26 protein-coding genes are annotated in these 26,844 nt (G+C 65.2%); 21 read left to right on the top strand and 5 right to left on the bottom strand.

Annotation, left to right across the window (positions count from 1 at the left end):
• The first annotated feature begins 232 nt into the window (after positions 1 to 232).
• Positions 233 to 1,360: a pyridoxal-phosphate-dependent aminotransferase family protein gene (locus tag C7401_RS01740; RefSeq protein ID WP_112169610.1), complete on the top strand. Its 1,128-nt coding sequence runs from the start codon at positions 233 to 235 to the stop codon at positions 1,358 to 1,360.
• Between the two features lie 26 nt (positions 1,361 to 1,386).
• On the opposite strand, the gene dinB is transcribed toward C7401_RS01740, so the two are convergent.
• Positions 1,387 to 2,541 (bottom strand): DNA polymerase IV, encoded by a 1,155-nt coding sequence (dinB, locus tag C7401_RS01735; protein WP_112169788.1) that lies wholly within the window; start codon positions 2,539 to 2,541, stop codon positions 1,387 to 1,389.
• A 12-nt stretch (positions 2,542 to 2,553) separates the two neighbouring features.
• Between dinB and C7401_RS45445 the strand changes: the two genes are divergently transcribed.
• Complete coding sequence (locus C7401_RS45445; RefSeq protein ID WP_258396796.1) at positions 2,554 to 3,009, top strand: DUF2471 family protein; 456 nt, start codon at positions 2,554 to 2,556, stop codon at positions 3,007 to 3,009.
• 80 nt (positions 3,010 to 3,089) lie between these two features.
• Here C7401_RS45445 and C7401_RS44805 read toward each other — a convergent pair whose 3' ends face one another.
• Positions 3,090 to 3,248 carry a hypothetical protein gene (locus C7401_RS44805; RefSeq protein WP_181565480.1) on the bottom strand — a complete coding sequence of 53 codons (159 nt, stop codon included), beginning with the start codon at positions 3,246 to 3,248 and terminating at the stop codon, positions 3,090 to 3,092.
• Positions 3,249 to 3,804: 556 nt separating this feature from the next.
• Between C7401_RS44805 and glpD the strand changes: the two genes are divergently transcribed.
• The 8 genes from glpD to lra1 all read left to right on the top strand — a co-directional run bounded on the left by glpD (position 3,805) and on the right by lra1 (position 13,069).
• On the top strand, positions 3,805 to 5,355 hold the full coding sequence (gene glpD / locus C7401_RS01725; protein ID WP_112169608.1) for a glycerol-3-phosphate dehydrogenase: 1,551 nt from the start codon (positions 3,805 to 3,807) through the stop codon (positions 5,353 to 5,355).
• An 81-nt stretch (positions 5,356 to 5,436) separates the two neighbouring features.
• Complete coding sequence (glpK, locus tag C7401_RS01720; RefSeq protein WP_165841784.1) at positions 5,437 to 6,939, top strand: glycerol kinase GlpK; 1,503 nt, start codon at positions 5,437 to 5,439, stop codon at positions 6,937 to 6,939.
• Positions 6,940 to 7,048: 109 nt separating this feature from the next.
• On the top strand, positions 7,049 to 7,765 hold the full coding sequence (locus C7401_RS01715) for an MIP/aquaporin family protein (protein ID WP_112169606.1): 717 nt from the start codon (positions 7,049 to 7,051) through the stop codon (positions 7,763 to 7,765).
• Between the two features lie 223 nt (positions 7,766 to 7,988).
• The gene (locus C7401_RS01710; RefSeq protein WP_112169605.1) at positions 7,989 to 8,852 is read left to right on the top strand and encodes a fumarylacetoacetate hydrolase family protein; all 864 of its coding nucleotides are present in this window, start codon (positions 7,989 to 7,991) and stop codon (positions 8,850 to 8,852) included.
• On the top strand, positions 8,849 to 9,601 hold the full coding sequence (locus tag C7401_RS01705) for an SDR family NAD(P)-dependent oxidoreductase (RefSeq protein ID WP_112169604.1): 753 nt from the start codon (positions 8,849 to 8,851) through the stop codon (positions 9,599 to 9,601). Before C7401_RS01710 ends, C7401_RS01705 begins: the two co-directional genes overlap by 4 nt.
• Positions 9,602 to 9,696: 95 nt before the next feature.
• A complete protein-coding gene (locus tag C7401_RS01700; RefSeq protein WP_112169603.1) occupies positions 9,697 to 11,043 on the top strand; it encodes an MFS transporter in 1,347 nt (448 codons plus the stop codon).
• 23 nt (positions 11,044 to 11,066) lie between these two features.
• A complete protein-coding gene (gene rhmD / locus C7401_RS01695; RefSeq protein ID WP_112169602.1) occupies positions 11,067 to 12,245 on the top strand; it encodes an L-rhamnonate dehydratase in 1,179 nt (392 codons plus the stop codon).
• Between the two features lie 41 nt (positions 12,246 to 12,286).
• Positions 12,287 to 13,069, top strand: a complete 783-nt coding sequence (gene lra1, locus C7401_RS01690; protein ID WP_112169601.1) for an L-rhamnose 1-dehydrogenase Lra1 — start codon at positions 12,287 to 12,289, stop codon at positions 13,067 to 13,069.
• A gap of 28 nt (positions 13,070 to 13,097) precedes the next feature.
• On the opposite strand, the gene C7401_RS01685 is transcribed toward lra1, so the two are convergent.
• The gene (locus C7401_RS01685; protein ID WP_112169600.1) at positions 13,098 to 14,090 is read right to left on the bottom strand and encodes a LysR family transcriptional regulator; all 993 of its coding nucleotides are present in this window, start codon (positions 14,088 to 14,090) and stop codon (positions 13,098 to 13,100) included.
• A gap of 203 nt (positions 14,091 to 14,293) precedes the next feature.
• Here C7401_RS01685 and rhaM point away from each other — a divergent pair, with 203 nt between their 5' ends.
• The 6 genes from rhaM to rhaS all read left to right on the top strand — a co-directional run bounded on the left by rhaM (position 14,294) and on the right by rhaS (position 20,305).
• The gene (rhaM, locus tag C7401_RS01680; protein WP_112169599.1) at positions 14,294 to 14,608 is read left to right on the top strand and encodes an L-rhamnose mutarotase; all 315 of its coding nucleotides are present in this window, start codon (positions 14,294 to 14,296) and stop codon (positions 14,606 to 14,608) included.
• Between the two features lie 20 nt (positions 14,609 to 14,628).
• Entirely contained in the window at positions 14,629 to 15,534 is a 906-nt protein-coding gene (locus C7401_RS01675) for an amidohydrolase family protein (RefSeq protein ID WP_112169598.1), read from the top strand.
• Positions 15,535 to 15,566: 32 nt separating this feature from the next.
• The gene (locus C7401_RS01670; protein ID WP_258396795.1) at positions 15,567 to 17,108 is read left to right on the top strand and encodes a sugar ABC transporter ATP-binding protein; all 1,542 of its coding nucleotides are present in this window, start codon (positions 15,567 to 15,569) and stop codon (positions 17,106 to 17,108) included.
• Positions 17,105 to 18,160 carry an ABC transporter permease gene (locus C7401_RS01665; RefSeq protein ID WP_112169596.1) on the top strand — a complete coding sequence of 352 codons (1,056 nt, stop codon included), beginning with the start codon at positions 17,105 to 17,107 and terminating at the stop codon, positions 18,158 to 18,160. Before C7401_RS01670 ends, C7401_RS01665 begins: the two co-directional genes overlap by 4 nt.
• A complete protein-coding gene (locus tag C7401_RS01660) occupies positions 18,153 to 19,172 on the top strand; it encodes an ABC transporter permease (protein WP_112169595.1) in 1,020 nt (339 codons plus the stop codon). The genes C7401_RS01665 and C7401_RS01660 overlap by 8 nt, the downstream gene beginning before the upstream one ends.
• 125 nt (positions 19,173 to 19,297) lie before the next feature.
• Entirely contained in the window at positions 19,298 to 20,305 is a 1,008-nt protein-coding gene (gene rhaS / locus C7401_RS01655) for a rhamnose ABC transporter substrate-binding protein (protein WP_112169594.1), read from the top strand.
• Positions 20,306 to 20,348: 43 nt separating this feature from the next.
• Here the strand turns inward: rhaS and C7401_RS01650 are convergent, their stop codons facing one another.
• The gene (locus C7401_RS01650; protein WP_112169593.1) at positions 20,349 to 21,044 is read right to left on the bottom strand and encodes an SOS response-associated peptidase; all 696 of its coding nucleotides are present in this window, start codon (positions 21,042 to 21,044) and stop codon (positions 20,349 to 20,351) included.
• A gap of 80 nt (positions 21,045 to 21,124) precedes the next feature.
• Between C7401_RS01650 and C7401_RS01645 the strand changes: the two genes are divergently transcribed.
• The 3 genes from C7401_RS01645 (at position 21,125) to C7401_RS01635 (ending at position 22,932) form a co-directional block, all read left to right on the top strand.
• Complete coding sequence (locus C7401_RS01645; RefSeq protein ID WP_112169592.1) at positions 21,125 to 21,451, top strand: hypothetical protein; 327 nt, start codon at positions 21,125 to 21,127, stop codon at positions 21,449 to 21,451.
• 145 nt (positions 21,452 to 21,596) lie between these two features.
• Positions 21,597 to 22,442, top strand: a complete 846-nt coding sequence (locus tag C7401_RS01640) for an alpha/beta hydrolase (protein WP_112169591.1) — start codon at positions 21,597 to 21,599, stop codon at positions 22,440 to 22,442.
• A gap of 325 nt (positions 22,443 to 22,767) precedes the next feature.
• Entirely contained in the window at positions 22,768 to 22,932 is a 165-nt protein-coding gene (locus tag C7401_RS01635; RefSeq protein ID WP_027820439.1) for a DUF1328 family protein, read from the top strand.
• A 118-nt stretch (positions 22,933 to 23,050) separates the two neighbouring features.
• On the opposite strand, the gene C7401_RS01630 is transcribed toward C7401_RS01635, so the two are convergent.
• Complete coding sequence (locus C7401_RS01630) at positions 23,051 to 23,845, bottom strand: SDR family NAD(P)-dependent oxidoreductase (protein ID WP_112169590.1); 795 nt, start codon at positions 23,843 to 23,845, stop codon at positions 23,051 to 23,053.
• Positions 23,846 to 24,108: 263 nt separating this feature from the next.
• Between C7401_RS01630 and C7401_RS01625 the strand changes: the two genes are divergently transcribed.
• Complete coding sequence (locus C7401_RS01625) at positions 24,109 to 25,347, top strand: YbfB/YjiJ family MFS transporter (RefSeq protein ID WP_112169589.1); 1,239 nt, start codon at positions 24,109 to 24,111, stop codon at positions 25,345 to 25,347.
• Positions 25,348 to 25,633: 286 nt separating this feature from the next.
• Entirely contained in the window at positions 25,634 to 26,839 is a 1,206-nt protein-coding gene (locus tag C7401_RS01620; RefSeq protein WP_112169588.1) for an NAD(P)/FAD-dependent oxidoreductase, read from the top strand.
• The last annotated feature ends 5 nt before the right edge of the window (positions 26,840 to 26,844 follow it).

The following is a 26,844-nucleotide window of genomic DNA, read 5'->3' as shown; positions in this document are numbered from 1 at the left end:
TTGCGTCGCACAACCGCCATGCGCCGCTTGAATCCGCCGGTGTTCCGTTTGGCGACCACGCAACTGTGTGCGTGCGCCGGATGCCTCACGAAAATATGCGCCAGGCCACAGGCGGCTTTCGTTAGAATCGGCTTTCGTCGAGGAAAAAGCCTGTTTGGATCACAGCGGTATCGAATCGCAAATACGGCTCACATTAACGGCTCACATTAATCATCCTTTACCGGAGGCGAGCGTGCCAGGTTTACTTCCCAATGTCGACCCCGAGGGACTCCTCGAATATTCAGTGGTTTATACCGACCGCTCGATCAATCACATGTCGCAGCGCTTTCAGGGCGTGATGCGCGACATCTCCAGCTCCCTGAAAAAAGTCTACAACGCGAAGGCGGTCGCCGTCGTGCCGGGCAGCGGGACATTCGGCATGGAAGCCGTCGCCCGGCAGTTCGCGACGAACAAGAAGTGTCTGGTTATCCGCAATGGCTGGTTCAGTTTCCGCTGGTCGCAGATTTTCGACATGGGCGGTATTCCGTCCGAATCGATCGTGTTGAAGGCGCGTCCGGTCGAACAAGGCAGGCAGGCCGCGTATGCGCCGCCGCCGATCGAAGAAGTGGTTGCCGCGATCAAGGAACACAAGCCGGACCTGGTCTTTGCGCCGCATGTCGAAACCGCCTCGGGCATGATGCTGCCCGACGCGTATTTGCGCGCGGTGGGCGACGCCGTGCATGCCGTTGGCGGCATGTTCGTGCTGGACTGCATTGCGTCCGGCACGATCTGGGTCGACATGGAGGCCAGCGGCGTGGATGTGCTGATCAGCGCGCCGCAAAAGGGGTGGAGCGCGTCGCCGTGCTGCGGCCTGGTCATGCTCGGCGCGCTCGCCCGCGAACGGATCGACGCCACCACGAGCACCAGCTTTGCGTGCGACCTGCGCAAGTGGCTTCAGATCATGGAAGCCTATGAGAACGGCGGCTTCGCGTACCACGCCACGATGCCCACCGACAGCCTCGCGACGCTGCGCAACGTGATGAAGGAAACCGAGGCATACGGCTTCGACAAGGTGCAAGCGGAGCAATTCGAACTCGGCAAGCGCATTCGCGCACTGCTGGTTGCCAAGGGTTTCCGAAGCGTGGCGGCCGAAGGTTTTCAGGCACCGGGCGTCGTGGTCAGCTACACCGACGACGACGGCATACGATCGGGCAAGAAGTTCGCCGACGAGGGATTGCAGATCGCGGCCGGTGTTCCCCTGCAATGCGACGAGCCTGAAGATTTCAAAACCTTCCGCCTCGGGTTATTCGGCCTGGACAAACTGCACGACATCGAAGGCACGGTCGCCAGGTTCGCCAAGGCACTGGACCGCATTAGCTAGCCGCAACGCGCAAGCATCGACAGACGTTAGTAATCGAAAGGCAGTTCGCCTTGCGTCGGCGCCGCCGCGGATACGCCATCCGCGGCGCGCTCTAGCGAGCCAATGCGCACACCGATGAGACGGATGCGCCGATCCAGTGAGACCCGCTTCAGGCATTCGCCAACCGCTCGCCGGATAGCGGCGGCATCCGCCACCGGTTCGGGCAGCGAGAGGTCGCGAGTGACGATCTTGAAGTCGGCGAACTTGATTTTCAGGCCTACCGTGCGGCCGCGATATCCTTTGCGGTGAAGGTCCTCGGTGACTCTTTCGCAAAGGCGTGTGAGCGCGGGCGTGAGCGTGGCGCGGTCGCGGACCACATGCATGTCGCGCTCGAACGTGGTTTCTCGACTCATGGACTTCGGCTCCGAGGACACCACCACGGCGCGATCGTCGAGCCCTTGCGCGATTCTGGCCAGCCACGCGGCGTAGGTGCGCCCAAAGTGCTCCTGCAATAGCCCGAGGTCCGCCGCGGCCAGCTCGCCGATCGTTGTGATGCCTATGCTTGCCAGGCGGTCGTTTGCACGCGGCCCGATGCCGTTCACTTTCTTCGCGGGCAGCGGCCAGATGCGCGACTCGAGGTCGGCCATCGTGAGCAGCGTGAGACCGTTGGGCTTGTCCAGCTCCGAGCCGATTTTCGCGAGTAGCTTGTTTGGCGCGATGGCGATGGAGCAGGTGAGATTGGTCGCCTCGTGCACGGCCGCCTTGATCCGGGCTCCGAGTTCGCCGGATTCACCATCGACGTTCGTGAGGTCGATGTATATCTCGTCGATGCCCCGGTCTTCGATCTGGTCCGTGAACGTGTGAACCGCGTCCTTGAAGAGTCGCGAATAGCGCCGGTACGAATCGAAATCCGTGGGCAGGAGAATGGCGTCGGGTGCGAGTTGCGCGGCCTTCATCATGCCCATTGCGGAGAACACGCCAAAGGCGCGCGCCTCGTAAGTGGAAGTCGTGACCACGCCCCGGCCCACATAGTCGCGCAGCCGGGCGAAGCGGCGCGTGCCGTCGGGTAAAGTCTCCGGCACCGCATTGCGTCCACCGCCGATCACGACGGGTTGCCCTCGCAATTCGGGGTAGCGCAGCAGTTCCACGGACGCGTAAAACGCGTCCATGTCGAGATGTGCAATTCGGCGCGGTAGGTGGATGGTCACGCTGAAATGACTTTGGCGGTACGGGCGAGGCTCACGGGCGAAAATGCGCTGGCGTCGGTGAATACTGTATATTTACACAGTATTCTACCGCATGGTTTCGGCGGTGCAGCCAACAAACTTCAGCGAAAATTCAGCGAAAACGAATCGTGGTTGGCACGTGTTACAGGAACAGCAATGGAAGATCTTTTGGCAGCGCAAGCGTGGGTTCAGATGACGACGCCCGCGGTGGTCGCGCACTATCGTTCAGCCGGTGTGCTGACGTGGAATCTGCTTCACGCCATGGAGGAAGAAGTCCTCGAGTCGCTCGAGGACGAAGGGTATCCGGACTGGATTGTGGACATGCTGCGAGCGCCGCACGCTCCCGAATATCCGCACGACGACCACGCCGTATCGTTCGAGGCACACGACTTCATCCCGCCGGTTTTCGCGGCGATCGACGACGAGTGGCGCCGGGCAGATTGAAGGGGAAGGACGAAGAAGCTTTGGCGGTCGGCCACTTCTTCGTCGAACAATCGTCCAGACTTCCGGACGCCCGCAGGAAGTCAGACGTTATATCCGGAACCGCGCATCAACTGGCGCGGGGCCTCGCCGCCCGAGCCTTGTGTGTCGAACTGCGCGCGTAGCTTTGCGTCGGCCTTGCGGGTCACGCCGCGGTGCATGGCCACAATAATCGCGAAAAAGGCGATGAGGAAGATCGGCAAGGTAAGCATCGTGCGGCTCCTGGCAGGTCAGACCGAATAGCGGTCCGGCGGCGGCCCTGCGCGGGCGTGCCGCCAATCACCATCTGTCTGCGTCGACCCCGATGACGCGCATAGCCCGGGCCTGGATGTGCCTAGCGGCAACCTGAGGTTGGGGGGCACGGCCTGGATTTGCCGTCCGCCGACCCGGACGCTCCAGCGAAAACATCATTCCTGTTTCGCGAATGTTCGATTTCGAAGCACAACTCCGTTCGAATGATCGCTCCCACGCATCGAGGATGTGGCACCTTGAGAGGAAGGTGGCTGGCCTTTGATGGGTGAAAAAATCTAATAAAATTAAAATCAAGGCAACATTAGACGATATAAGAAATAAAAAAGTAAATATTAATTCTGTAATACATCAATTTAGCGGGCCTCAATTTAGCGACAAATCAATCTGGACCTGCCCCACCTCCCTTCACCCTCCGCTTGCCCAATCGAACCTTTACTTTTTCGTTCATGTTCGATAAATTTCGAATTCGAACATTTCAAGGTTCGTTTCTTTTTCCAGGGACAGCAGGTGACTCAACAGAACCGGTACGATCTGCTCGTGGTGGGCGGCGGGATCAACGGCGCGGGCATCGCGCGTGACGCGGCCGGGCGCGGGCTTTCCGTGCTCCTTTGCGAGCAGGACGATCTCGCCTCGCATACCTCGTCGGCCAGCACCAAGCTGATTCACGGCGGCCTGCGCTATCTCGAGTACCGGGAGTTCGGACTCGTGCGCAAGGCGTTGCAGGAGCGCGAAACGCTGCTGCGCGCGGCGCCCCACATCATGTGGCCGCTGCGCTTCGTCATGCCGCACATGCCGAACCTGCGTCCCGCGTGGCTGATCCGTGTCGGGCTGTTCCTCTACGATCATCTGGCCCGGCGCGAATTGCTGCCCGGCTCGCACGGCATCGACATGCGCCGCCACGCGGCCGGCGCACCGCTCATCGATTCGATCCGGCGCGGCTTCGTCTATTCCGACGGCTGGGTGGACGACGCGCGCCTTGTCGTGCTCAACGCGCTCGACGCCAAAGAGCGCGGCGCGCAGATCCTCACGCGCACGAAGCTCGTTTCAGCGCGACGCACGGCCGGCGAGCGCGGCGAACGTGGCGAATGGCAAGCTATCCTGCGCCGCCCCGACGGCAGCACCTTCGACGTGCGCGCGCGCGCCGTCGCCAACGCGGCCGGTCCGTGGGTGGGCGAGGTGCTGCACGGCGCGCTCGGGCGCGCAGCGCAGCACAGCGTGCGCCTCGTGAAGGGCAGCCATATCGTGACGAAGCGCCTGTTCGATCACGACCACGCATACATCTTCCAGAACCCGGACAAGCGCATCATCTTCGCGATTCCGTACGAGCACGACTTCACGCTGATCGGCACGACCGACGTGGAGTACCGCAACGACCCCGCGAAGGTGTCGATCGACGGCGACGAAACGCGCTACCTGTGTGACTCGATCAACCGCTATTTCAAGCGCAAGATTTCACCCGCCGACGTGCAATGGACCTACTCGGGCGTGCGCCCGTTGCTCGAGGAAGAGGGCGCGGCCAACGCGTCCGCCGTCACGCGCGACTACAAGCTCGAACTCGACGAAACGGCGGGTGCGCCGCTGCTTTCAGTGTTTGGTGGCAAGATCACGACCTTTCGCAAGCTCGCGGAAGAAGCGTCGGACATGCTGTGCGGCGCGCTCGGCCATGCGGCGCCCTCGTGGACGGCGGGTGCGCCGCTGCCGGGCGGCGACATCGCGCAGGCGCGTTTCGAGCCCTTCGCGCAAAGCTTCGCGAAGCGCCACGCCTGGCTGCCTGCCGCACTCGCGCGCCGCTACGCGCGCGCATACGGCACGCGCGCCGAGCGCCTGGTTGGCGCGGCGCAATCGCTTTCCGATCTCGGCGCGCCAGTGGCGCCGGGCATTTACGAAGCCGAGTTGCGCTATCTGCGCGACGCCGAATGGGCCACGCGCGCCGAAGACGTGCTGTGGCGCCGCTCGAAGCTCGGCCTGCATGTGGCGCCGGGCACGCTGAACGGCGTGGCTGCCGCCATCGACGGCTGGTTTGCCGCGGCAAGCGCGAAGGCGACCGCGCAGCACTGAAGTTCGCCGCTTTGACGTACCCACCACGCGCCGCTTCATGCGGCGCGATATCACAACTACGTACGGATGGAGATGAGAGACATGCAGGAACAGTACATCCTCGCGCTCGACCAGGGCACCACGAGCTCGCGCGCCATGCTATTCGACCGCCAGGGCAACATCGTTTCGACGGCCCAGAAGGAGTTCGAGCAGATTTATCCGCAGCCGGGCTGGGTCGAGCACGATCCGCAGGAAATCTGGTCGACGCAGGCCGGCGTGGCCGCCGAGGCCGTCACGCGCGCGGGCCTGAACGGCACCAATATCGCCGCGATCGGCATCACGAACCAGCGCGAAACGACCATCGTCTGGGACCGCGAGACGGGACACCCCATCTATAACGCAATCGTGTGGCAGGACCGCCGCACGGCCGACTTCTGTGACTCGCTCAAGGAGCGCGGCCTCGAAGAGAAGGTGCGTGCGAGGACCGGCTTGCCGATCGATTCGTACTTCTCGGGCACCAAGATCCGCTGGATTCTCGACAACGTGCCGGGCGCGCGCGAAAAGGCGCGTCAGGGCAAGCTCGCGTTCGGCACCGTCGACAGCTGGCTCGTGTGGAACTTCACGAAGCACGAGCTGCACGTGACCGACGTGACGAACGCGTCGCGCACCATGCTGTTCAATATCCACACGCGCCAATGGGACGACGAGTTGCTCGACGCGCTCGAAATTCCGCGCAGCATGCTGCCCGAAGTCCGTTCGTCGTCCGAAATTTACGGTCCGACCAAGACCACGGTGTTCGCCTCGAAAATTCCGCTGGCAGGCATCGCGGGCGATCAGCAGGCGGCGATGTTCGGCCAGATGTGCACGAGCACGGGCATGGTGAAGAACACCTATGGCACGGGCTGCTTCCTGATGATGAACACGGGCACGAAGCCCATCGAGTCGAAGAACAACCTCGTGACCACGATCGCCTGGCAGATCGGCGACGAGGTCAATTACGCGCTCGAAGGCAGCATCTTTATCGCGGGCGCAGTCGTGCAGTGGCTGCGCGACGGCATGGGCATCATCAAGAGCGCGCCGGAAATCGAAGCGCTCGCCGCGAGCGTGCCGCATACCGACGGCGTCTATCTCGTGCCGGCCTTCGCGGGTCTCGGCGCGCCGCACTGGAACGCGCATGCGCGCGGCACGCTGTTCGGCGTGACGCGCGGCACGACATCGGCGCACCTCGCGCGCGCGGCGCTCGATTCGATCGCCTACCAGTCGCTCGACGTGCTCGCGGCAATGGAGGCGGATTCGGGCATCAGCGTGGGCGAGTTGCGCGTGGACGGCGGCGCGAGCGCGAACAACCTGCTCATGCAGTTCCAGGCCGACTTGCTCGGCGTGGACGCGGTGCGCCCGCGCATCACCGAAACCACGGCGCTCGGCGCGGCCTATCTTGCGGGCCTCGCGACTGGCTACTGGCAAAACGTGGGCGAGCTGCAAAGCCAGTGGAAGCTCGACCGGCGCTTTGCTCCGTCGATGCCGTCCGCGCAGGTCGACGCCTGCCGTGCGGGCTGGCAGCGCGCGGTGCGCGCGGCCAAGGCCTGGGCCGACGACTCGCACTGAGCCGCGCGCGCCCGTTTCAAAAAAACAAGCATAACGAACTAACATAACCCGTGAACGGCGCACACGTACAGCGTGCGCCGCGCGGGCATAGAGAGACAACCAGACAATCATGTCACCCTATATTGCGGAATTTATCGGCACGGCCATTCTCGTGCTGCTCGGCAACGGCGCCGTGGCCAACGTGCTGCTGGCGAAAACGAAAGGCAAGGGCGCCGACCTCATCGTCATCGTGATGGGCTGGGCCATGGCCGTGTTCGTGGCGGTCTATGTGACCGCCTCGTTCAGCGGCGCGCACCTCAACCCGATCGTGACGATCAGCCTCGCGCTGGCGGGCAAGTTCGCGTGGTCGAAGGTGGGCGGCTATGTCGCCGCGCAGATGCTCGGCGGCATGGCCGGCGCGCTGCTCGTGTGGCTTGCGTATCGCCAGCACTTCGCGAAGGAGGCCGACCCCGACCTCAAGCTCGCGGTGTTCTGCACGGCGCCTGCCATTCGCAGCGTCAAGCACAACGTGCTGACCGAAGCGATCTGCACCTTCGTGCTGATTCTCGGCGTGCTGTATCTGGCCGCGCCGCAGGTGGGGCTCGGCGCGCTCGACGCGCTGCCAGTGGGCCTGCTCGTGCTGGGTATCGGCATTTCGCTGGGCGGCCCGACGGGCTACGCCATGAGCCCGGCGCGCGATCTCTCGCCACGCATCATGCACGCGCTGCTGCCGATTCCGGGCAAGCGCGACAGCGACTGGCGCTACGCCTGGATTCCGGTGCTCGGGCCGCTGGCAGGCGGCGCGGCGGCGGCCGGGCTGTACCACTATTTGCACACGATGAGCTGATGGCTTTAGCCTTCGCGCCTGGCTGACAGGCGCGTTGCGATGCACAAAACCCGCGAACGCCCAGGCGTTCGCGGGTTTTTGCTTTTCTGGCGCGCGCCGTCGTGCTTACGGGTAAAGGGCGCGATCCGGTTTCGCTATCGCCCCATGCGGCTTTCGGATTGTTCGGCTATCGCGGCGCACCTATATTGGCTGCAACGCTTACACCAATCACTGGAGACGCCGCATGAAGCTGGTCCGTTGGGGCAGTAAGGGAGCCGAAAAGCCGGGTGTGATCGACGGCGAGGGGCGCGTGCGCGACCTGTCGAGCGTCGTGCCCGACGTGGCGGGCAAGCGTCTCGGCGCCGCCGCGCTGCGCGAGCTTGCCGCGCTCGATCTCGCCGCCTTGCCGCTCGTGCCCGAGGGCACGCGCCTGGGCCCCTGCGTGGGCGGCGTGGGCAAGATCGTCTGCGTGGGTCTGAACTATTCCGATCACGCCGCCGAATCGAACATGCCCGTGCCGAAGGAGCCGGTGTTGTTCCTCAAGGCCACGAGCGCGATCACCGGTCCCGATGACGACGTACTCATTGCGCCCGGTGCGAAAAAGGTGGACTGGGAAGTGGAGCTTGGCGTGGTGATCGGCGAGCCTGCGCGCAACGTTTCGCGCGAGCGCGCACTCGATCACGTGGCCGGTTATTGCGTGGTCAACGACGTTTCCGAGCGCGAGTGGCAGATCGAGCGCGGCGGCCAGTGGGACAAGGGCAAAGGCTACGACACGTTCGCGCCGCTCGGGCCCTGGCTCGTCACGCGCGACGAGATCGCCGACCCGCAGGCGCTCGACATGTGGCTCGAAGTCGACGGCAAGCGCTATCAGAGCGGCAACACGCGCACGATGATCTTCGACGTGGCCACCCTCGTTTCCTATATCAGCCAGTTCATGAGCCTGCAACCCGGCGACGTGATTTCGACGGGCACGCCGCCCGGCGTCGGCATGGGGCAGAAGCCCGAGCCGGTGTATCTGCGCGCCGGGCAGACCATGCGTCTTGCCGTGAGCGGGCTCGGCGAACAACGTCAACGCCTCGTGGCCGAACAAGGAGGGCAGGCACAATGAATCAGCTCGACATGAAGAATCGCGTGATGGTCGTCACGGGCGGCGCGCGCGGCCTGGGCTATGCCGTGGCGCAGCGCGCGCTGCGCTCGGGCGCGGCGGTCTCGCTGTGGGATATCGACGCCGAGCGACTGGAGCGCTCGCGCGCCGAGTTGTCGGAGCTTGGCAGCGTCTCGGCCGTGAAGGTCGAGCTGACCGACGCGGCTTCGGTCGATGCGGCCGCGCAGCAAACCGTGAATGCGCACGGCGCGATCCACGCGCTGGTGAACAGCGCGGGCATCACGGGCGGCAACGGCCTCACCTGGGAGTTGCCCGTGGACGTATGGCGCCGCGTGATCGAAGTGAACCTGATCGGCTGCTATCTCACCTGCCGCGCCGTGGTGCCGTACATGATCGAGCAGGGCTATGGGCGCATCGTCAATATTGCCTCGGTTGCGGGCAAGGAAGGCAATCCGAATGCTTCGCACTACAGTGCATCCAAGGCCGGGCTCATCGGATTGACCAAGTCGCTCGGCAAGGAACTGGCGACCAAGGGCGTGCTCGTCAACGCCGTGACGCCGGCCGCCGCGAAGACCGAGATTTTCGACTCCATGTTGCAGCAGCATATCGACTACATGCTCTCGAAGATCCCGATGAACCGCTTCCTGATGCCCGATGAAGCGGCGTCGATGATCGTGTGGCTGTCGACCGAAGACTGTGCGTTCAGCACGGGCGCGGTGTTCGACCTCTCGGGCGGCCGCGCGACCTACTGAGGCGGGTGGTACCCACGCGCGCGGCGGCCGCACGCCGCGCACGAATCACAATAACGGCGCGGCGGTAAGAGAAAAGCGTCGGCAAGGAGACACCGATGTTGACAGAACCACAAACGCTGGCGGAGTCAGCGGGCCGCAAGGCCATGCGCCGCCTGCTGCCTTTCCTGCTGCTGATGTACGTGCTCGCGTTCCTCGACCGCGCGAACATCGGCTTCGCGCAAAAGGCGTTGCAACACGATACCGGCCTATCCGATGCGTCGTTCGCGTTCGGCGCGGGCGTGTTCTTCGTCGGCTACGCGCTTTTCGAAGTGCCCAGCAATCTCGCGCTGCATCGCGTGGGCGCACGCATCTGGATGTGCCGGATCATCGTCACGTGGGGCTTGATTTCCGCGGCGATGGCGTGGGTGCAGTCGCCCACTTCGTTCTATGTGCTGCGTTTCCTGCTGGGCGTGGCCGAGGCGGGTTTCTTTCCCGGCATCATCTATTACCTCACGCAGTGGTTTCCGCAGTCCTCGCGCGCTCGGGCCATCGGTGTGTTCTATTTCGGCGCGCCGCTTGCGTTCATCTTCGGCGGCCCGTTGTCAGGACTTCTGATCGATATGCACGGCACCTTGGGGCTGGCGGGCTGGAAGTGGCTCTTTCTGGTGGAAGGCGGCCTCGCCTCGGCCGTGGGCGTATGGGCTTACTGGTATCTCGTCGACAAACCCGAGGACGCGCGCTGGCTGCAAGCCGACGAGCGCCGCGCGCTTGCCGCGGCCATCAAGCTCGATGCGCGTGAGGCCGCCGCGCACGGTCCGCGCGATGCGCTCTCCGCGTTGTTCGACCGCCGCGTGCTCGCGTATGCCGGAATCTATGCGCTGATCCAGATGAGCGTGTACGGCGTGATCTTCTTCTTGCCGCAGCAGGTGGCCTCGCTCGTGGGCGCTTCGGTGGGCCTGAAGGTGGGCTTGATCGCGGCCGTGCCCTGGCTGTGCGCCGTGGCGCTCACCTGGATCGTGCCGCGCCGTGTGGACCGCCTGGGCGGCCATCGCGCCTGGGCCGTGCGGTTGCTCGTGATGTCGGGCGTGGGCATTGCGGTTTCGGGCATGGCGGGGAGCCTGGGCGGTACGACCGGCGCGTTTGTCGCGATGCTCGGCCTGTGCTGCGCCGCAAGCGGCTTCATCGCGGCGCAGCCGCTGTTCTGGACCTTCCCGGCGCGCGACCTCGCGGGCGCGGCCTCGGCCAGCGGCATTGCGCTCATCAATTCGCTGGGCGGTCTGGGCGGTTTCATCGCGCCCATGCTGCGCGCCGCCGCCGATCGCAGTTTCGCTTCGCACGCGGCGGGCCTTCAGTTGCTCGGGCTCGCGAGCCTTGCCGCCGCGCTGCTCATTCTTATCGTCGCGCCGCGCGCCGTTACGCCCGCGGCCCGCTCGTTCGAGCCGCCCGTGCGGCGCGCGCGCTAATCCACTCCAAGGAGCTACGTCACATGGCCATGCCAACCATCAAACACGTGCGAGCCTTCACCGTGCGCGGCGGCGGCGCCGACTATCACGATCAGCCCGACGGCCACTGGATCGACGATCATATTTCCACGCCGATGGCGCGTTATCCCGAGTATCGTCAGAGCCGCCGCTCGTTCGGCATCGACGTGCTCGGCACGCTCGTGGTGGAAGTGGAGGCGAGCGACGGCACCGTAGGCTTTGCCGTGACCACGGGAGGCGAGATCGGCGCGTTCATCGTCGAAAAGCATCTCGCGCGTTTTCTCGAAGGGCAGCGCGTGACCGACATCGAGAAGATGTGGGATCAGATGTACTACGCCACGCTCTACTATGGCCGCAAGGGTGTCGTGCTCAACACCATCTCGGGCGTCGATCTCGCGTTGTGGGACTTGCTCGGGCAGATCCGCAAGGAGCCCGTGTATCAGTTGCTGGGCGGCCCAGTGCGCGACGAGTTGATGTTCTACGCGACCGGCGCGCGCCCCGACCTCGCGAAGGAGATGGGCTTTATCGGCGGCAAGCTGCCCTTGCGGCATGGTCCCGCCGAAGGTGAGGAAGGCCTCAGAAAGAACATCGAGTTGCTCGCCACGATGCGCGAGCGCGTGGGCGACGACTTCTGGCTCATGTACGACTGCTGGATGAGTCTCGACGTGCGCTACGCCACGCGCCTCGCGCAGGCCGCGAACGAATACGGCCTCAAGTGGGTTGAGGAGTGCCTGCCGCCCGACGACTATTGGGGCTACGCCGAACTGCGCCGCAATGTCCCGCGCGGCATGATGGTCTCCACGGGCGAGCACGAGGCCACGCGCTGGGGCTTTCGCATGCTGCTGGAAATGGGGTGCTGCGACCTGATCCAGCCCGACGTGAACTGGTGCGGCGGCATGACGGAACTCATCAAGATCTCGGCGCTCGCCGACGCTCATAACGTGCTCGTGGTGCCGCACGGCTCCTCGGTGTACAGCTATCACTTCGTCGTCACGCGCCATAACTCGCCGTTCGCCGAGTTCCTCATGATGGCGCCCAAGGCCGATAAGGTGGTGCCGATGTTCACGCCGTTGCTGCTCGACGAGCCGGTGCCGGTGAAAGGGCGGCTCAAGGTGCCGGACGCGCCGGGCTTCGGCGTGCGGCTCAATCCGGACTGCAAACTTTCCAGGCCTTACACGCACTGATCGCGCGTTGGACACGAATAGACGGTAAAGAGGAGAGACACGTGCTGCTCAAGGACAAGGTGGTGATCGTCACCGGCGGTTCGCGCGGCATTGGCCGCGCCATTGCGATTGCGAGCGCCCGCGAGGGCGCCGACGTCGCGATCAACTACTGGGGCGACAACGACGCGTCGTACGGCCGCCGCTCGGCGATCGACGAGGTGCTGGGCGAAATCGAGCGGCTCGGGCGCCGCGCCATCGCGCTGGAAGGCAACGTCGCCGCGCCGCAAACGGGCGTGGACCTCGTGCGACAGACGGTGGAGCGCTTCGGCAAGGTCGATGTGCTCGCCAGCAATGCGGGCATCTGCCCGTTCCATTCGTTTCTGGACATGCCGCCCGCCGTGCTCGAACGCACGATAGGCGTGAACCTGAATGGCGCGTTCTACGTGACCCAGGCAGTCGCGCGGCAAATGAAGGAACAGGGCACGGGCGGCGCGATCGTGGCGACGAGTTCGATCAGCGCGCTGGTGGGGGGCGGCATGCAGACGCACTACACGCCCACGAAGGCCGGCGTGCATTCGCTCATGCAGTCGTGCGCGATTGCGCTCGGGCCCTATGGCATACGCTGCAATTCGGTGCTGCCTGGCACGATCGCCACGGACCTGAATGCCGAGGACCTGAGCGATGAAAGCAAGCGCGCGTACTTCGAAAAGCGCATTCCGCTAGGCAGGCTGGGCGCGCCCGAAGACGTGGCCGAATGCGTGGTGTTTCTCGCCTCCGAGCGCGCGCGCTATGTCACGGGCGCGGCGTTGCTGGTGGACGGCGGCTTGTTCGTCAACCTGCAATGAATGCGCGGCGAGGTGCCCATGCGAAGTGTCAGTGTGACGCGAGCGCGGCCGTGTGCGAGCCATCGTGAGCGGCGTCGTCCTGCTTGAACGGCTGCGAAAAACGCCGCAGCAAGCCGACGAAATGCTCGGCGGGTTCGGCAAGCGGCTCGTTCTTGCGCGTGAGCACGCCGAAGCCGGGCAGGCTCTTGCCGATTTCGAGCGGCAGCACGACGAGCAGCTTGCCGCGCACGTGGTCGCGCACAACGGACTCGGGCAGCATGGCCACGGCGTCGAAGCTTTCGAGCAGTTGCAGCGTGGCGAAAATCGAGGCCGACTCGGTGAGATTGGCGGGCGTGCCGAGACCGGCGCGCGCCAGTTCGCCTTCGAACAACTCGCGCGCGGGACTCGTAATGGGCTGCGCGACCCAAGGCCAGTCCATCAGTTCGGCAAGCGTGACCTGTTCGCGGCGCGCAAGCGGATGGCGCGCACGGACCACGAGCACGAGCGTTTCGCGCGCGAGCGGCTCGAAACTGAAGTCGTTGTGCTGGAGCGGCGTGGTCAGGCGGCCGAGCGCGAGATCGACCTCGCGGCGATGCAGCAATTGCACGACCTGGTCGCTTGTTTCGCCGAGGATGCGCACGTGCAGCAGCGGCCGTTCGGTCTTGAGCGTGGCGACGGCCTGCGCGAGCAGGTCGGGTGCGGCGCCCATGATCGCGCCCACGGTGAGCTGGCCGTGACCGCCGCGCCGCTTGACGTCGAGGTCGTCGGCAAAGCGCGTGAGTTCGGCCAGCGCGCGGCGGGCGTAGGCGAGCGTGACGACGCCGAGCGCGGTGGGCTGCATGCCGCGCGCGTTGCGCTCGAAAAGGCGGAAGCCGAAGGCTTCCTCGATGTCGCTCAGCATGCGGCTCGCGCTGGGCTGGGCCACGTTGATGGCGTCGGCGGCCTGATGGACGTTGCGCGCGTCGTCGAGCGCGACGAGCAGGGCGAGGTGCTTGAATCGAAGCCGGTTGACGAGTGCGACGACGGCGGTTTGATGATTCATGGAGCGATCCGGTTTGTGTATCGCCCGATCCCAACATCGGATTGGTTGGCTATCGATGCGGGAATTATAGTCGGATCACAACGCGGCTAACCACGTAAAAAACGCATGTCGTTGCGTGCCGCGCGGCCAGGGCAAACACCCAGGCAAAGCGCGCCAGGAACACACAAGCGCACGATGAGACAAGGCTGGACGGAGACACGATCATGGAGACAATGGCGTTTCGCATGCAGCTCGATCCCGGCAAGCGGGACGAATACGAGCGGCGTCACCGCGAAATCTGGCCTGAACTCGCGAGCGCGCTGCGCGAAGCGGGTGTGAAGGACTACCGCATTTTTCTCGACGAAGCGACCCATCACCTGTTTGCCGTGCTCGAACGGCGCGACGACCACACGATGGACGCGCTGCCCGATCTGCCCATCATGCGCAAATGGTGGGATTTCATGGCCGACATCATGCAGACGGACGCGCATAACGTGCCGTTGCAGCAGCCACTCGTGCAGGTCTTTCACTTGCCTTGAGCACACGCGAGGAACATGTCATGCAGGTCGTCGATCCGCACGTTCATTTCTGGAACCTCGATACGCATCATTACCCGTGGCTCGCGAATCCCGGCACGTCATTCGTGGGCGATGCACGCGAGTTCCCGCACAACTATCTGCCTGCCGACCTGCTGCGCGAGGCCGGCGACATCGACGTGCTCAAGGTCGTGCACGTCGAGGCGAACCACGATCCGGCGGACCCGGTGGAGGAAACGCGCTGGCTGGAGTCGATTGCCGACAACGCCGCGAATGCGGGAGAGGCGCGCGCGTTTCCCGACGCGATCGTCGCGGCCTGCGACCTGAGCGCGCCCAATGCCGCCGCGGTGCTCGAAGCGCACGCCGCGTTCGCCCGCACGCGCGGCATTCGCCAGATTCTCAATGTTCACGAAAACCCGCTCTACGACTATGTGGGACGGCACTACATGCGCGAGGCGACGTGGCGTGAGCACTTCGCGCGGCTGGAACAGCACGGTCTCTCGTTCGACTTGCAGATTTATCCCTCGCAGATGCAAGAGGCTGCCGCGCTCGCACGCGCGCATCCCGGCATTCAGCTCGTGGTCAACCACGCGGGCATGTTCGTCGATCGCGACAGCGTCGCCGGCTACCGCGCCTGGCGAGAAGGGCAGCGCGCGCTTGCGGCATGTCCGAACGTGGCCGTGAAGATCAGCGGGCTCGCGATGTTCGACCACGCGTGGAGCGTGGAAAGCCTGCGCCCCTATGTGCTCGAAACGATCGACGCATTCGGCGCGGACCGCGCGATGTTCGCCTCGAACTTTCCGGTGGACCGGTTGTTCGGCGGCTATTCGCAGCTCTGGCATGCGTATGCGCGGATCGTGAGCGGCGCGAGCGAGAGCGAACAGGCGGCGCTGTTTCGCGGCAACGCCGGGCGCATTTACCGCATTTGAGTGTGCGCGCAACGATAACGATGGAGACAGGCGTGGAAGCAGAAGCGAAAGTCAGAGCCGGGCAGACGCCGAGGCTCGAACTGCGTAACGCGAGCAAGTCGTTCGGGCGCGTGCGCGCGCTCATCGACGGCAGCTTGAAGCTCATGCCCGGCGAGGTGCACGCGTTGCTCGGCGAAAACGGCGCGGGCAAATCGACGCTCGTGAAGGTACTCGCGGGCGTGCATCGGCCCGATGGCGGCGAGATGCGCATCGACGGCGTGGAGCGCCAGTTCACGACGCCCGCGCAGGCGCGCGACGCGGGCATCGCGGTGATCTATCAGGAGCCCACCCTGTTCTTCGACCTCTCGATCGCGGAGAACATCTACATGGGGCGGCAGCCCGTGGACCGCTTCGGACGCATCGACTACGACACGATGCACCGCGAGGTCGCCGCGCTGCTCGAATCGCTCGGCGTCGAACTGAAGGCGGGCCGGCTCGTGCGCGGTCTTTCGATTGCGGACCAGCAGGTGATCGAGATTGCGAAGGCGCTTTCGCTCAACGCGAACGTGCTCATCATGGACGAACCCACGGCCGCGCTTTCGCTGCCCGAGGTCGAACGCCTCTTCACGATTGCGCGCACGCTGCGCGATCGCGGCGTGGCGATACTCTTCATCACGCACCGGCTCGAAGAGGTATTCGCGCTCACGCAGCACGTGACGATCATGCGCGATGGCGCCAAGGTGTTCGACGCGCCCACGGCCACGCTCAAGACTCAGGACATCGTGGCGAAAATGGTGGGACGCGACCTCGCCACCTTCTATCCGAAGGCCGACGTGCAGCCAGGCGAGGTGATGCTGCGCGTGCGCGGACTCACGCGGCGCGGCGTATTCAAGGACATTTCATTCGATGTGCGGGCAGGCGAGATCGTCGCGCTGGCGGGGCTCGTGGGCGCGGGGCGCAGCGAAGTGGCGCGCGCAATCTTCGGCATCGACCCGTGCGATGCGGGACAAGTGCAGATCGCGGGCCAGCCGCTCGCGACCGGCAAGCCCGCCGCCGCCGTGAAAGCGGGACTCGCGCTCGTGCCCGAAGACCGCCGTCAGCAAGGTCTCGCGCTCGAACTGAGCATTGCGCGCAATGCGTCGCTCACGGTGCTCGGGCGGCTCGTGCGCTTCGGCCTCATTTCGACGGGGCGCGAGGTGCAGCTTGCCGGGCAGTGGGGCACGCGCCTGCGCCTGAAAGCGAGCGACCTGAACGCGCCCGTGGGCACGCTCTCGGGCGGCAACCAGCAGAAGGTGGTGCTGGGCAAATGGCTCGCCACGGGGCCGAAGGTGCTCATCATCGACGAGCCCACGCGCGGCATCGACGTGGGCGCGAAGGCTGAGGTCTATGGCGCGCTCGCCGAACTCGTGAAAGAGGGCATGGCCGTGCTGATGATCTCCAGCGAGTTGCCCGAGGTGCTCGGCATGGCCGACCGCGTGCTGGTCATGCACGAAGGCCGCATCACCGCCGACATCTCACGCGCCGACGCCAACGAAGAACGCATCATGAGCGCCGCGCTCGGCGAAACCAACATTCACCTGGGGCACGCGGCATGATGCGCCATTCGACCTCTCCTCATCCGCTGCACGGCGGCGAGCCGCGCACGCAGCGGCGCAACGCGGGCGCGCTCGCCGAAGCGATCGCCCGCAGCCGCGAGACCACGCTCTTCGTGGTCTTGCTGCTGATCGTGGGTGGCACGGCGCTCGCGCGACCGCAGTTCCTCAACCTGCAAAACCTGCGCGACGTGCTGCTCAACGTCTCCATCGTGAGCCTGCTCACGGCGGGCATGACGATCGTGATCCTGATGCGGCACATCGACCTGTCGGTTGGCTCGACGGTCGGCATCAGCGCCTACGCGGTGGGCAGCCTCTATGTCGCGTTTCCGCATATGCCCGTGATCGTGGCGCTCGGCGCGGGACTTGCCATCGGACTCGTTGCGGGCGCAATCAATGCGCTGCTCGTGGCGGTGGGGCGCGTGCCTTCGCTCGTCGCGACGCTCTCCACGCTCTATATTTTTCGCGGCGCGGATTACGCGTGGGTGCATGGCGGCCAGATCAACGCAACGAGCCTGCCCGATGCGTTTTCTCGCCTCGCCACGGGCTCGATGCTCGGCATTCCGGTGCTCGCGCTCATCGCGCTCGTGCTGCTCGCCGCGTTATCGGTCTACCTCAAGCAGTTCCGGCCGGGGCGCGAATACTACGCGATCGGCTCGAACCCGGAGGCGGCCCGCCTTGCCGGCATTAACGTGGAACGTCGCGTCGCCACGGGCTTCATGATCAGCGGCGCGATCGCGGGCTTCGCAGGTGCGTTGTGGCTCTCGCGCTTCGGCACCGTGGATGCGAGCACCGCGAAGGGCATCGAACTCCAGGTCGTGGCCGCCGCCGTGGTGGGCAGCGTCGCGATCACGGGCGGCGTGGGCACGATACTCGGCGCGACGCTCGGCGCGCTCGTGCTGGGCGTGATCAGCATCGCGCTCGTGGTGCTGCACGTTTCGCCGTTCTGGGAACAGGCCATTCAGGGCGCGCTGATCGTGGCCGCCATTGCCGCCGATACATTGCTCGCCCGCTCCGTGGCGAAGCGCATGATGAGGAAACGCGACCATGGCTAAGCCCGCACCGAAACCCGACGCCGCGCTGCTCACGCGCAAACCCGGCTTGCCGCTCAGTTGGGAAACGCTGCTCGTCGTCATTCTCATCGCGTCGCTCGTGGTGGGGCGTGTGCTCTCGCCCGTGTTCCTCACCGGCGCGAACCTGAGCAACGTGCTCGCCGACCTGACCGAAGTCGCGCTCATGGCGCTGCCGATGACGCTCATCATCGTCGCCGCCGAAATCGACCTTTCGGTGGCTTCCGTGCTCGGCGCTTCGAGCGCGTTGCTGGGCGTGCTCTGGCACATGGGCCTGCCGATGCCGCTCGCCATGGCGCTCGTGCTCGTGGCGGGCGGTCTTGCGGGCCTCTTCAACGGTCTCGTGATCGTGAAGCTCAATCTGCCTTCGCTCGCCGTGACGATCGGCACGCTCGCGCTCTTTCGAGGGCTGGCCTACGTGCTGCTCGGCGATCAGGCGATTGCCGACTTTCCGGCGGGCTACACGCTCTTTGGCATGAGTAACCTGGGGAGCACGTTCATTCCCTTGCCGTTCCTGATCGTCGCCGCGTGTGCCGTCGTGTTCACGGTGCTCCTGCAAGCCACGGCGTTCGGGCGCGGCCTCTACGCGATCGGTGCGAACAGCACCGCCGCCGCGTTCTCGGGCATCGACGTGCCGAAGATCAAGCTGCGCCTGTTCGTGTTGTCGGGTGTGATGAGCGCGCTCGCGGGCATCGTCTACACGCTGCGATTCACGAGCGCACGCGGCGACAACGGCGAAGGCTTCGAGCTTTCGGTGATCGCGGCGGTGCTGTTCGGCGGCGTGAGCATTTTTGGCGGACGCGGCTCGATGTATGGCGTGCTGCTCTCGCTCCTGATTGTCGGCGTGCTGAAGAATGCGCTCACGCTCGTCGACGTTTCGAGCGAGACGCTCACGATCGTGACCGGCGCGCTGCTGCTCGCTTCGGTGCTGATTCCGAATCTCGCGGCGCGCTGGCGCACGCTGCGCGATCGTCGCGCGCTCGCACGGGCGGTGTGAAGGCAGGCATGCAGGAGGGGGCAGTCAGGCGAAAGCAGACGCCAGAGGACGAGAGAAGACGCAAGAAGACGCAAGCAGGCAGTCAATCAACCGGACACGTCCGGTATCCATCGAGGAGACGATTCATGAGAAAGCCAGTACGTCACGTGTGCACGGCGTTGCTGTGCGCGATGCTGGTGGGCGGCGGTGTCGCGGCGCATGCGGCCGGTATCAAGGAGGGGCTGAAGATCGCCTTCGTGCCCAAGCAGATCAACAACCCTTATGAGGTGATCGCCGATAACGGCGGCCTGGAAGCGATCAAGGAGTTCAAGGGCGAAGGCAAGGCGGTGGGCCCCTCGGACGCGGGCGCGTCCTCGCAGGTCTCGTACATCAATACGCTCACCACGCAGCACCAGGACGCGATCGTGATCGCGGCCAACGACGCGAATGCGCTCGTGCCGTATTTGAAGCGCGCGATGGACCAGGGCATCAAGGTCGTCACGTTCGACTCGGACACCGCGCCCGAGGGGCGGCAGATTTTCGTGAACCAGGCGAACGCGGAGAGCATCGGGCGCGGCCAGATCCAGCTCGTTTCGAAGCTCATGGGCGGCGAGGGCGAGTTCGCGATTCTCTCGGCTACGCCTAACGCGACGAACCAGAACACCTGGATCAAGTGGATGCAGGACGAGCTGAAGAAGCCCGAGTATTCGAAGATGAAGCTCGTGAAGATCGCTTACGGCAACGACGACGACCAGAAGTCGTTCGTCGAGACGCAGGGCTTGCTTCAGGCGTATCCAAACCTGAAGGCGATCGTTGCGCCCACATCGGTCGGCATTGCGGCGGCGGCGCGCTATATCTCGTCGTCGCCGAGCAAGGGCAAGGTGGTCGTGACGGGGCTCGGCACGCCTAACCAGATGCGCGCCTTCGTGAAGAACGGCACGGTGAAGGCGTTCCAGCTTTGGGATCCGGGTGCGCTCGGCTATCTGGCCGCGTATGCGGCGGCCAATCTCGCCTCGGGCACGATCACGGGCAAGGAGGGCGAGTCCTTCGAGGCGGGCAAGCTCGGCAAGCGCACGATCGGCAAGAGCGGCGAAGTGATTCTCGGGCCGCCTACGACGTTCGACGCCTCGAATATCGACAACTTTAACTTCTGAAGTCGGTTAGCGTTCAGTTGCCATGGAGTGCGAAGCGACCCGGCTATGCCGGGTCGTTTTGTTGTGAAGCATCCGTATCCTGCCTGGGCGTTGCGCGCGACGGCAACGGCGCGGGCTCGGCCACCATGGCCTGCGCCGGATAAAGATTCAGAAACGTCCGCGCCTCGTCCGTCGACCGGCTCGCGAGCCAGTTCCCGTATTCCGCCGACGGCACGATCACCACCGAGCGTTTTTCGTCGCCGGGCTTGTGAAAGCGCTGCATGAGCGGGTGATCGCTCGCGTTGACCGTGAGCATCGTGAACGAGTACGCCCGGCCGGCCTCGCCTTCGTCCCATTCGCGCCATAAGCCCGCGATGGCGAACGGTGCGCCGCCGGCGAGCGCGATACGCCAGCGCACGGCCTTGCCGGTTTCGTAGTCCGGTTCGAAGAAGGCCGCGCACGGAATCAGGCACAACTGCAATTTCTTCCACGCGCCGCTGAAACTGCGCTTCTCGCCCACGGATTCGGCGCGCGCGTTCATCGTGTCGAACACCTTCACGCCGGGCGGAATGTGCTTGCGCGGCACCATGCCGAACGTCGCCAGCAACGCTTCGCGTTCGTCGGGCGCGGTGCTCGCACGGCGGATCACCGGCGCGGCGTAGTCCTTGTAGATCTCGTCGCGCCAAGGGTCGTCCGGCGGCGTCACGCCGTAATGCCTGAAAAGGTAGTCGCGGCGCGCTGCGGCGTAGTTCGTGCACATGGTCGTCTCTCCGTCCCGTCCTTCAGAATCATTCTGACATGTGATAGGCTGTATGGATATACAGTGTTTTGGGGCGGAAAATGGGACGCGATCATCGTCACCTCCCTCCGCTCACGGCGGCGGAACTGGCTGAAATCTACGACCGGCATCCCTCGCCCGTCGTGCTGCGGCTGCTATGGGAGATTCACCGGCTACGCTCGACCATCAGCCGCGCCAACCAGATCCGGCTCACGATCGGCACGCGGGTGGGCTCGGCGAATACGCCTGCGGGCATGTGGGAGCGCTTCGAGCGGGAACTCGACGCGGAGCCGTGCCTGAGCGATCCGCTCACGCCGCGGCAGAAAGGTTTGCTCCATCAGGGCGAGCCGGAGGGGCGGCTGCGGCGCAGGCGGCGCAACGGCGATTGAGACGCGGCGCCTGGCGCCGGTGTGTGGGTTGCCCCGCGTTTGCTGACATTTCGTCGGACGCGCTGAAATATGGCTGTAAGTGGTCCTTGCTAGAGTCGCCGAAAGCCGTTTTCTTTCGTGGCAGTCAACACAAGAGCGACTTCTCATGGCAATCGTCCGCGCGTGCTGGCTCGTTCTGGCGCTGCTTCTCAGTGCTCCCGTCTGGGCGTACCAGACGCGTATCGTCTCGATCCCGAGCGCCGCGATGCAGCGCTCGTTCGACGCGACCGTCGTGCTGCCCGACGACTACGCGCACGGCAACCACGCCGCGCGCTTTCCGGTGATCTACGTGCTGCACGGCTCGGGCGGCAGTTATGCCGACTGGACCTCCAACACCCAGATCGGCAAGCTCGCCGACCGCTATCACGTGATGCTCGTGATGCCGGACGGCGGCCACGAGAGCTGGTACATCGACAGCCCGTTCGACCCGCGCAGCCGTTACGAAACCTATGTGGGCAGCGAGGTCGTGTCGTATGTGGACACGCATTTCCGCACTATCGCCACGCGCGAGGCGCGCGCGATCACGGGCTTGAGCATGGGTGGTTTCGGCGCGCTGCGCATCGCGCTCGACCGGCGCGATACGTTCGGCGCGGCGGGCAGCATCAGCGGCGCGGTCGATCCGCGCAACTGCGAGGACGAGCCCGGCATCGCCCACGTTTTCGGCGATCCCACGCGGCACGCGTCGGTGTGGAACAACAACGCCATCGTGGATAGCGCGCAGGACTTCGAGCATGCGCATATCGCGCTCACCATCGACTGCGGCGTGAGCGACTTTTTCGTGCAGTCCAACCGCGCGCTCCATGAAAAGCTGGTCGAACTCGGCGTGCCGCACGATTATGCGGAACGTCCGGGCGGCCATACATGGTCGTACTGGTCGAATTCGATACGCTACCAGGTGCTGTTCTTCGCCACGGCGTTCCACCGCGCCGGCTGGCATTCGCAAACGGCGTGATCGCTTAGGACACACGTCCGTTCGACTCAGGACTCGCGTCCGTTCGGCTTAGGACACACGTCCGTTCGATTTGCACGCCCGCCGCACACTTTCCGTTCGTTATCGTTTCATTCGGCACGTGCCTTGCGCTTGCGGCATGGGCGATTGCGCCGGCGAGCGCACGGCCCAAAGCCGGGCACCGCGATTGCTGTATGGGACTGGCAGGGGCGGGCCAATCGTCAGACCCGTCCTGCACATTCAGATGCCGGGCATCGAGCGGCCGCACGCGGCGCCGGGGCGCGGCGACCAACCTTGAGCCGGAGCGAACCGGAGACAGGAGGACGTCATGCTTCAATACGCTGTCATTTTCTTCATCATCGCGATCATTGCGGCCGTGTTCGGCTTTGGCGGTATTGCCGCGGGCGCGGCATCCATCGCCAAGATCCTGTTCTTCATCTTCCTCGTGGTCTTCCTCGTCACGCTGCTGCTCGGCGTTGTGCGACGCGGATAACCGTCCACCGGCCTGACCGGCGCAACCCGTGCCGCCGCCCGCGTATTGCATACGCGGCCGGCGGCACGTGCATGCCGGCTTGTGTCGCTTATGGCATCACGCGTGCATCACACGATCGTCACGCGATAGTGTCCACCACGCCGCCGTCCACGCGCAGCGCCGCGCCGGTCGTCGCGGAGGCTTCTTTCGAACACGCGTAGACGATCATGTTCGCCACTTCGTCCACGCTCGCCGCGCGCCGGATGATGGACGAGGCGCGATGCGTCTGCACGAATTGCGCGGCGACTTCCTCGACGGTCTTGCCCGTTGCCGCCACTTCCTCCTTGAGCATCTGCGCCACGCCCTCTGAAAGCGTGGGCCCCGGCAGCACCGAATTCACCGTCACGCCCGTACCCGCCAGGCGCTTCGCGAGGCCGCGCGCCACCGCCAGTTGCGCGGTTTTCGTCATACCGTAGTGGACCATGTCGGCGGGAATGTTCAACCCCGACTCCGACGAAATGAACACGATGCGTCCCCAGCCGCGCTTGACCATCGCATTCGCGTAGGCTCGCGAGAGGCGCACGCCCGACATCACGTTGGTCTCGAAGAAGCGCAGCCATTCCTCGTCGGGAATCTCGAAGAAGTCCTGCTGCTGGAAAACGCCGAGATTGTTCACGAGGATGTCCACTTGCGGGTGCGCCTTCACGAGCGCATCACACCCCTGAGCATTCGAGAGGTCGCCAACGAAGCCCTGCACGCGCGCACCGGGCGCGGCGGTGCGCAGCGCGGCTTCGGCTTCGCGCACGCTGCCTTCGTTGCGGCTGCTCACGATCACATCGGCTCCGGCGATGGCGAGGCCCTTGGCCGCCGCGAGACCGATGCCGGCTGCCGAGCCGGTCACGAGCGCGAGTTTTCCAGTCAGATCGATTTTCATCCGGGTTCCTTGTGTGAGGGCTGGCGGCGCCGCGCGAACGCGCGCCGGACGGGCGGCCGCAGCGGTTCGCGCGGCCCTGATGAACGGAACCGGCAGTGTACTGCGCGCGGCCGGAACGTGCGTCCATCTTGCTTTTTATTTCGATCGATATAGAATTCGCATTTACTGTATCAGGTGATATAGAACGGCGGCAAGTCGCGCCAGGAGCATTTGCGTGCCCGTTGGCGTTGCCGGCGGCTATCCGTTTTCATGAGGTTCACTGCATGTCCACTCAACCTTCCACACTCGGCGCGGGCGTGCCGGACGCACTCGACGCTCGCGCGCTATTCGCCACGCTCGCGGGCCTTTGCGGCAGCTTCGTCGCGATCGGGCTAGCGCGTTTCGCCTATACGCCGCTCATTCCTCCGCTTATTCAGGCGCACTGGTTCACCGCCTCGCAGGCGGTGACGCTGGGCGCGGCGAACTTCGCGGGCTACCTGATCGGTGCATTGCTCGGGCGGCCGATCGCGCATGCGCTCACGAACCGGCATGCATTGCGTCTGCTCATGCTTGCCGCGACGGCGGCGTTTTTCGCCTGTGCGTTTCCGCTTTCCGTGAGCTGGTTTTTCGTCTGGCGGCTCGTGTCGGGCGTGGCGGGCGGCGCGATCATGGTGCTCGTCGCCACGTCGATCCTGCCGCACGTGCCGCCCGCGCGGCGCGGCTTCGTGAGCGGCATGATCTTCCTGGGGCTCGGGCTTGGCATCGCCGCTTCGGGCACCGTGATTCCCTGGCTGCTGCATCACGGCTTGCGCGATACGTGGATCGGCCTTGGCGTGCTCGCGCTGCTGCTCACGGCGATCAGCTGGTACGGCTGGCCGCGCGCCGACGTGCCTTCAGCGCCGCCCGTGCCTTCAATGCCTGTCCCGCCCCCTGTGCATCGTCCGGCCGGAGCGCCGCGCACAGTCTTCGCATTGCGCCTGCACTACGCGCAATATGCGGCGAACGCACTCGGGCTCGTGCCGGCGATGATGCTGCTCGTCGACTATGTGGCGCGCGGTCTGGGTCATGGCGCGGCCTCGGGCGCGCGCGACTGGGTGTTTTATGGCGTGGCCGCCATTGCGGGGCCGATCGTATGCGGGCAGGGCGCCGATCGCATCGGATTTCGCGCGGCCTGGCGCGTCGCGTTGCTGTTGCAGGCGCTCGCCGTGGCCTTGCTCGCGGTGTCGAGCCAGACGTGGGCCATTTTCGCGGCGACGTTGACGCTCGGCGCATTCACGCCGGGCATCGTCACGCTCGCGCTGGGCCGCATTCATGAGCTCGTGCCGCACGATCATCTGGAGCAACGTGCGGCATGGAGCCGCGCGACGACGGCGTTCGCGCTGTTCCAGGCGTTGGGCGGCTATGGCTACTCATGGCTGTTCTCGCATTCGCAAGAGAATTACGCGTTGATCTTCGCGTGCGGGGCGGCGGCGCTCACATTGGCTTTTCTCGCGGACGTATTGCTTAATCGGCGCCCGGCTTGAGCGTTTCATGAACGTTTTCTGACATTGACGCGCGGCCCTTTGTACAGGGCTGCCACGTGCCCCTGAAGCCGTCGTTGACGCGATCGTTGACGAATCGGTCAACAGTGCGTCCCATCACCGGGACTTGCGTCTTTCAACTGCGACTCATAGAATCCGAGTTACGCGCTGCAACGAGACGGCGCGTTTTCCTCAGTCGTTCAGTTTTGTTCAGTTACGAGGCCACGGCACTCCCGCTCGCGCCACGCGAGCCGCGCCGCACGCCCGCCCCATTTTCTGGAGATGGACCATGTCGAAGCGCATTTTGATTGTCGGGGCCGGTTTCGCCGGCATGTGGAGCGCATTGAGCGCGGCGCGTCTGATCGACGCGAACGGCCGCGACGATGTCGAGGTCGCGCTGATCGCGCCGGACCCGCATTTGCACGTGCGCCCGCGCCTGTACGAAGAGGGCCCGGCGAACATGAAGGCGCCGCTCAAGGCGATCTTCGACGCGGTTGGCGTGAAGTTCGTGCAGGGCACGGTCGAGCGCATTCATGCCGGGCGCCGCGAGGTGGATGCCGTGACCGTGGACGGCCGCTCCACGACCCTGGCCTATGACCGGCTCGTGCTCGCGACCGGCAGCCGCCTGTTCCGGCCGGCCATTCCGGGCCTCGCCGAGCACACGTTCAGCGTGGACCAGATCGACGAGGCCGCCGAGCTCGAAGCGCACCTGCTCGCGCTCGCGCGACAACCCGAAACGCCGGCGCGCAACACGGTCGTGGTGGCGGGCGGCGGCTTCACGGGCATCGAGACGGCCGCCGAAATGCCCGCGCGCCTGCGCGCCGCGCTTGGCGAGCACGCCGAGGTGAACGTGGTCATCGTGGAGCGCAACGAGGCGATCGGGCCCGATCTGGGCGCGGGGCCGCGTCCGGTCATCGAGGAAGCGCTGCGCGAGCTGGGCGTGAGCTGGCGGCTCGGCGCGGGCGTGGCCGCGGTGGATGCGGGCGGCGTGACGACGGCGGACGGCGAGCGTATCGAAGCGAGCACGGTGATCTGGACGGCGGGCGTGCGCGCGAGCACGCTCACGGAGCAGATTCCGGCGCGCCGCGACGCCGCCGGGCGCTTGTACGTCGATCGCAATCTCGCGGTGGAGGGCGTGCCGGGCGTCTACGCAACGGGCGACGTGGCTTGCGCGGCCACCGACGACGCCGGCAATCACACCATGATGTCGTGCCAGCACGCGATGAATCTGGGCCGCTCGGCGGGCCACAACGTGGCGGCCGATCTGCTCGGCCTGGAGAGCATTGCGTACAGTCAGCCGAAGTACGTGACGTGCCTCGATCTCGGGCCCTGGGGCGCCGTGTACACCGAAGGCTGGGAGCGCGAAGTGAAGCTCAAGGGCAAGGAAGCGAAGGCGCTCAAGCACCGCATCAACACGGAGTGGATCTACCCGCCTCGTGCGCAGCGCGACGAAGTGTTCGCGAGCGCGGACCCGCTCCGGATTGTCGTTGCCTGACGATC

This window comes from Paraburkholderia unamae (assembly GCF_003268775.1).
Taxonomy (GTDB): Bacteria; Pseudomonadota; Gammaproteobacteria; order Burkholderiales; family Burkholderiaceae; genus Paraburkholderia; species Paraburkholderia unamae.
This window is presented reverse-complemented; position numbering and strand designations above follow the sequence as displayed.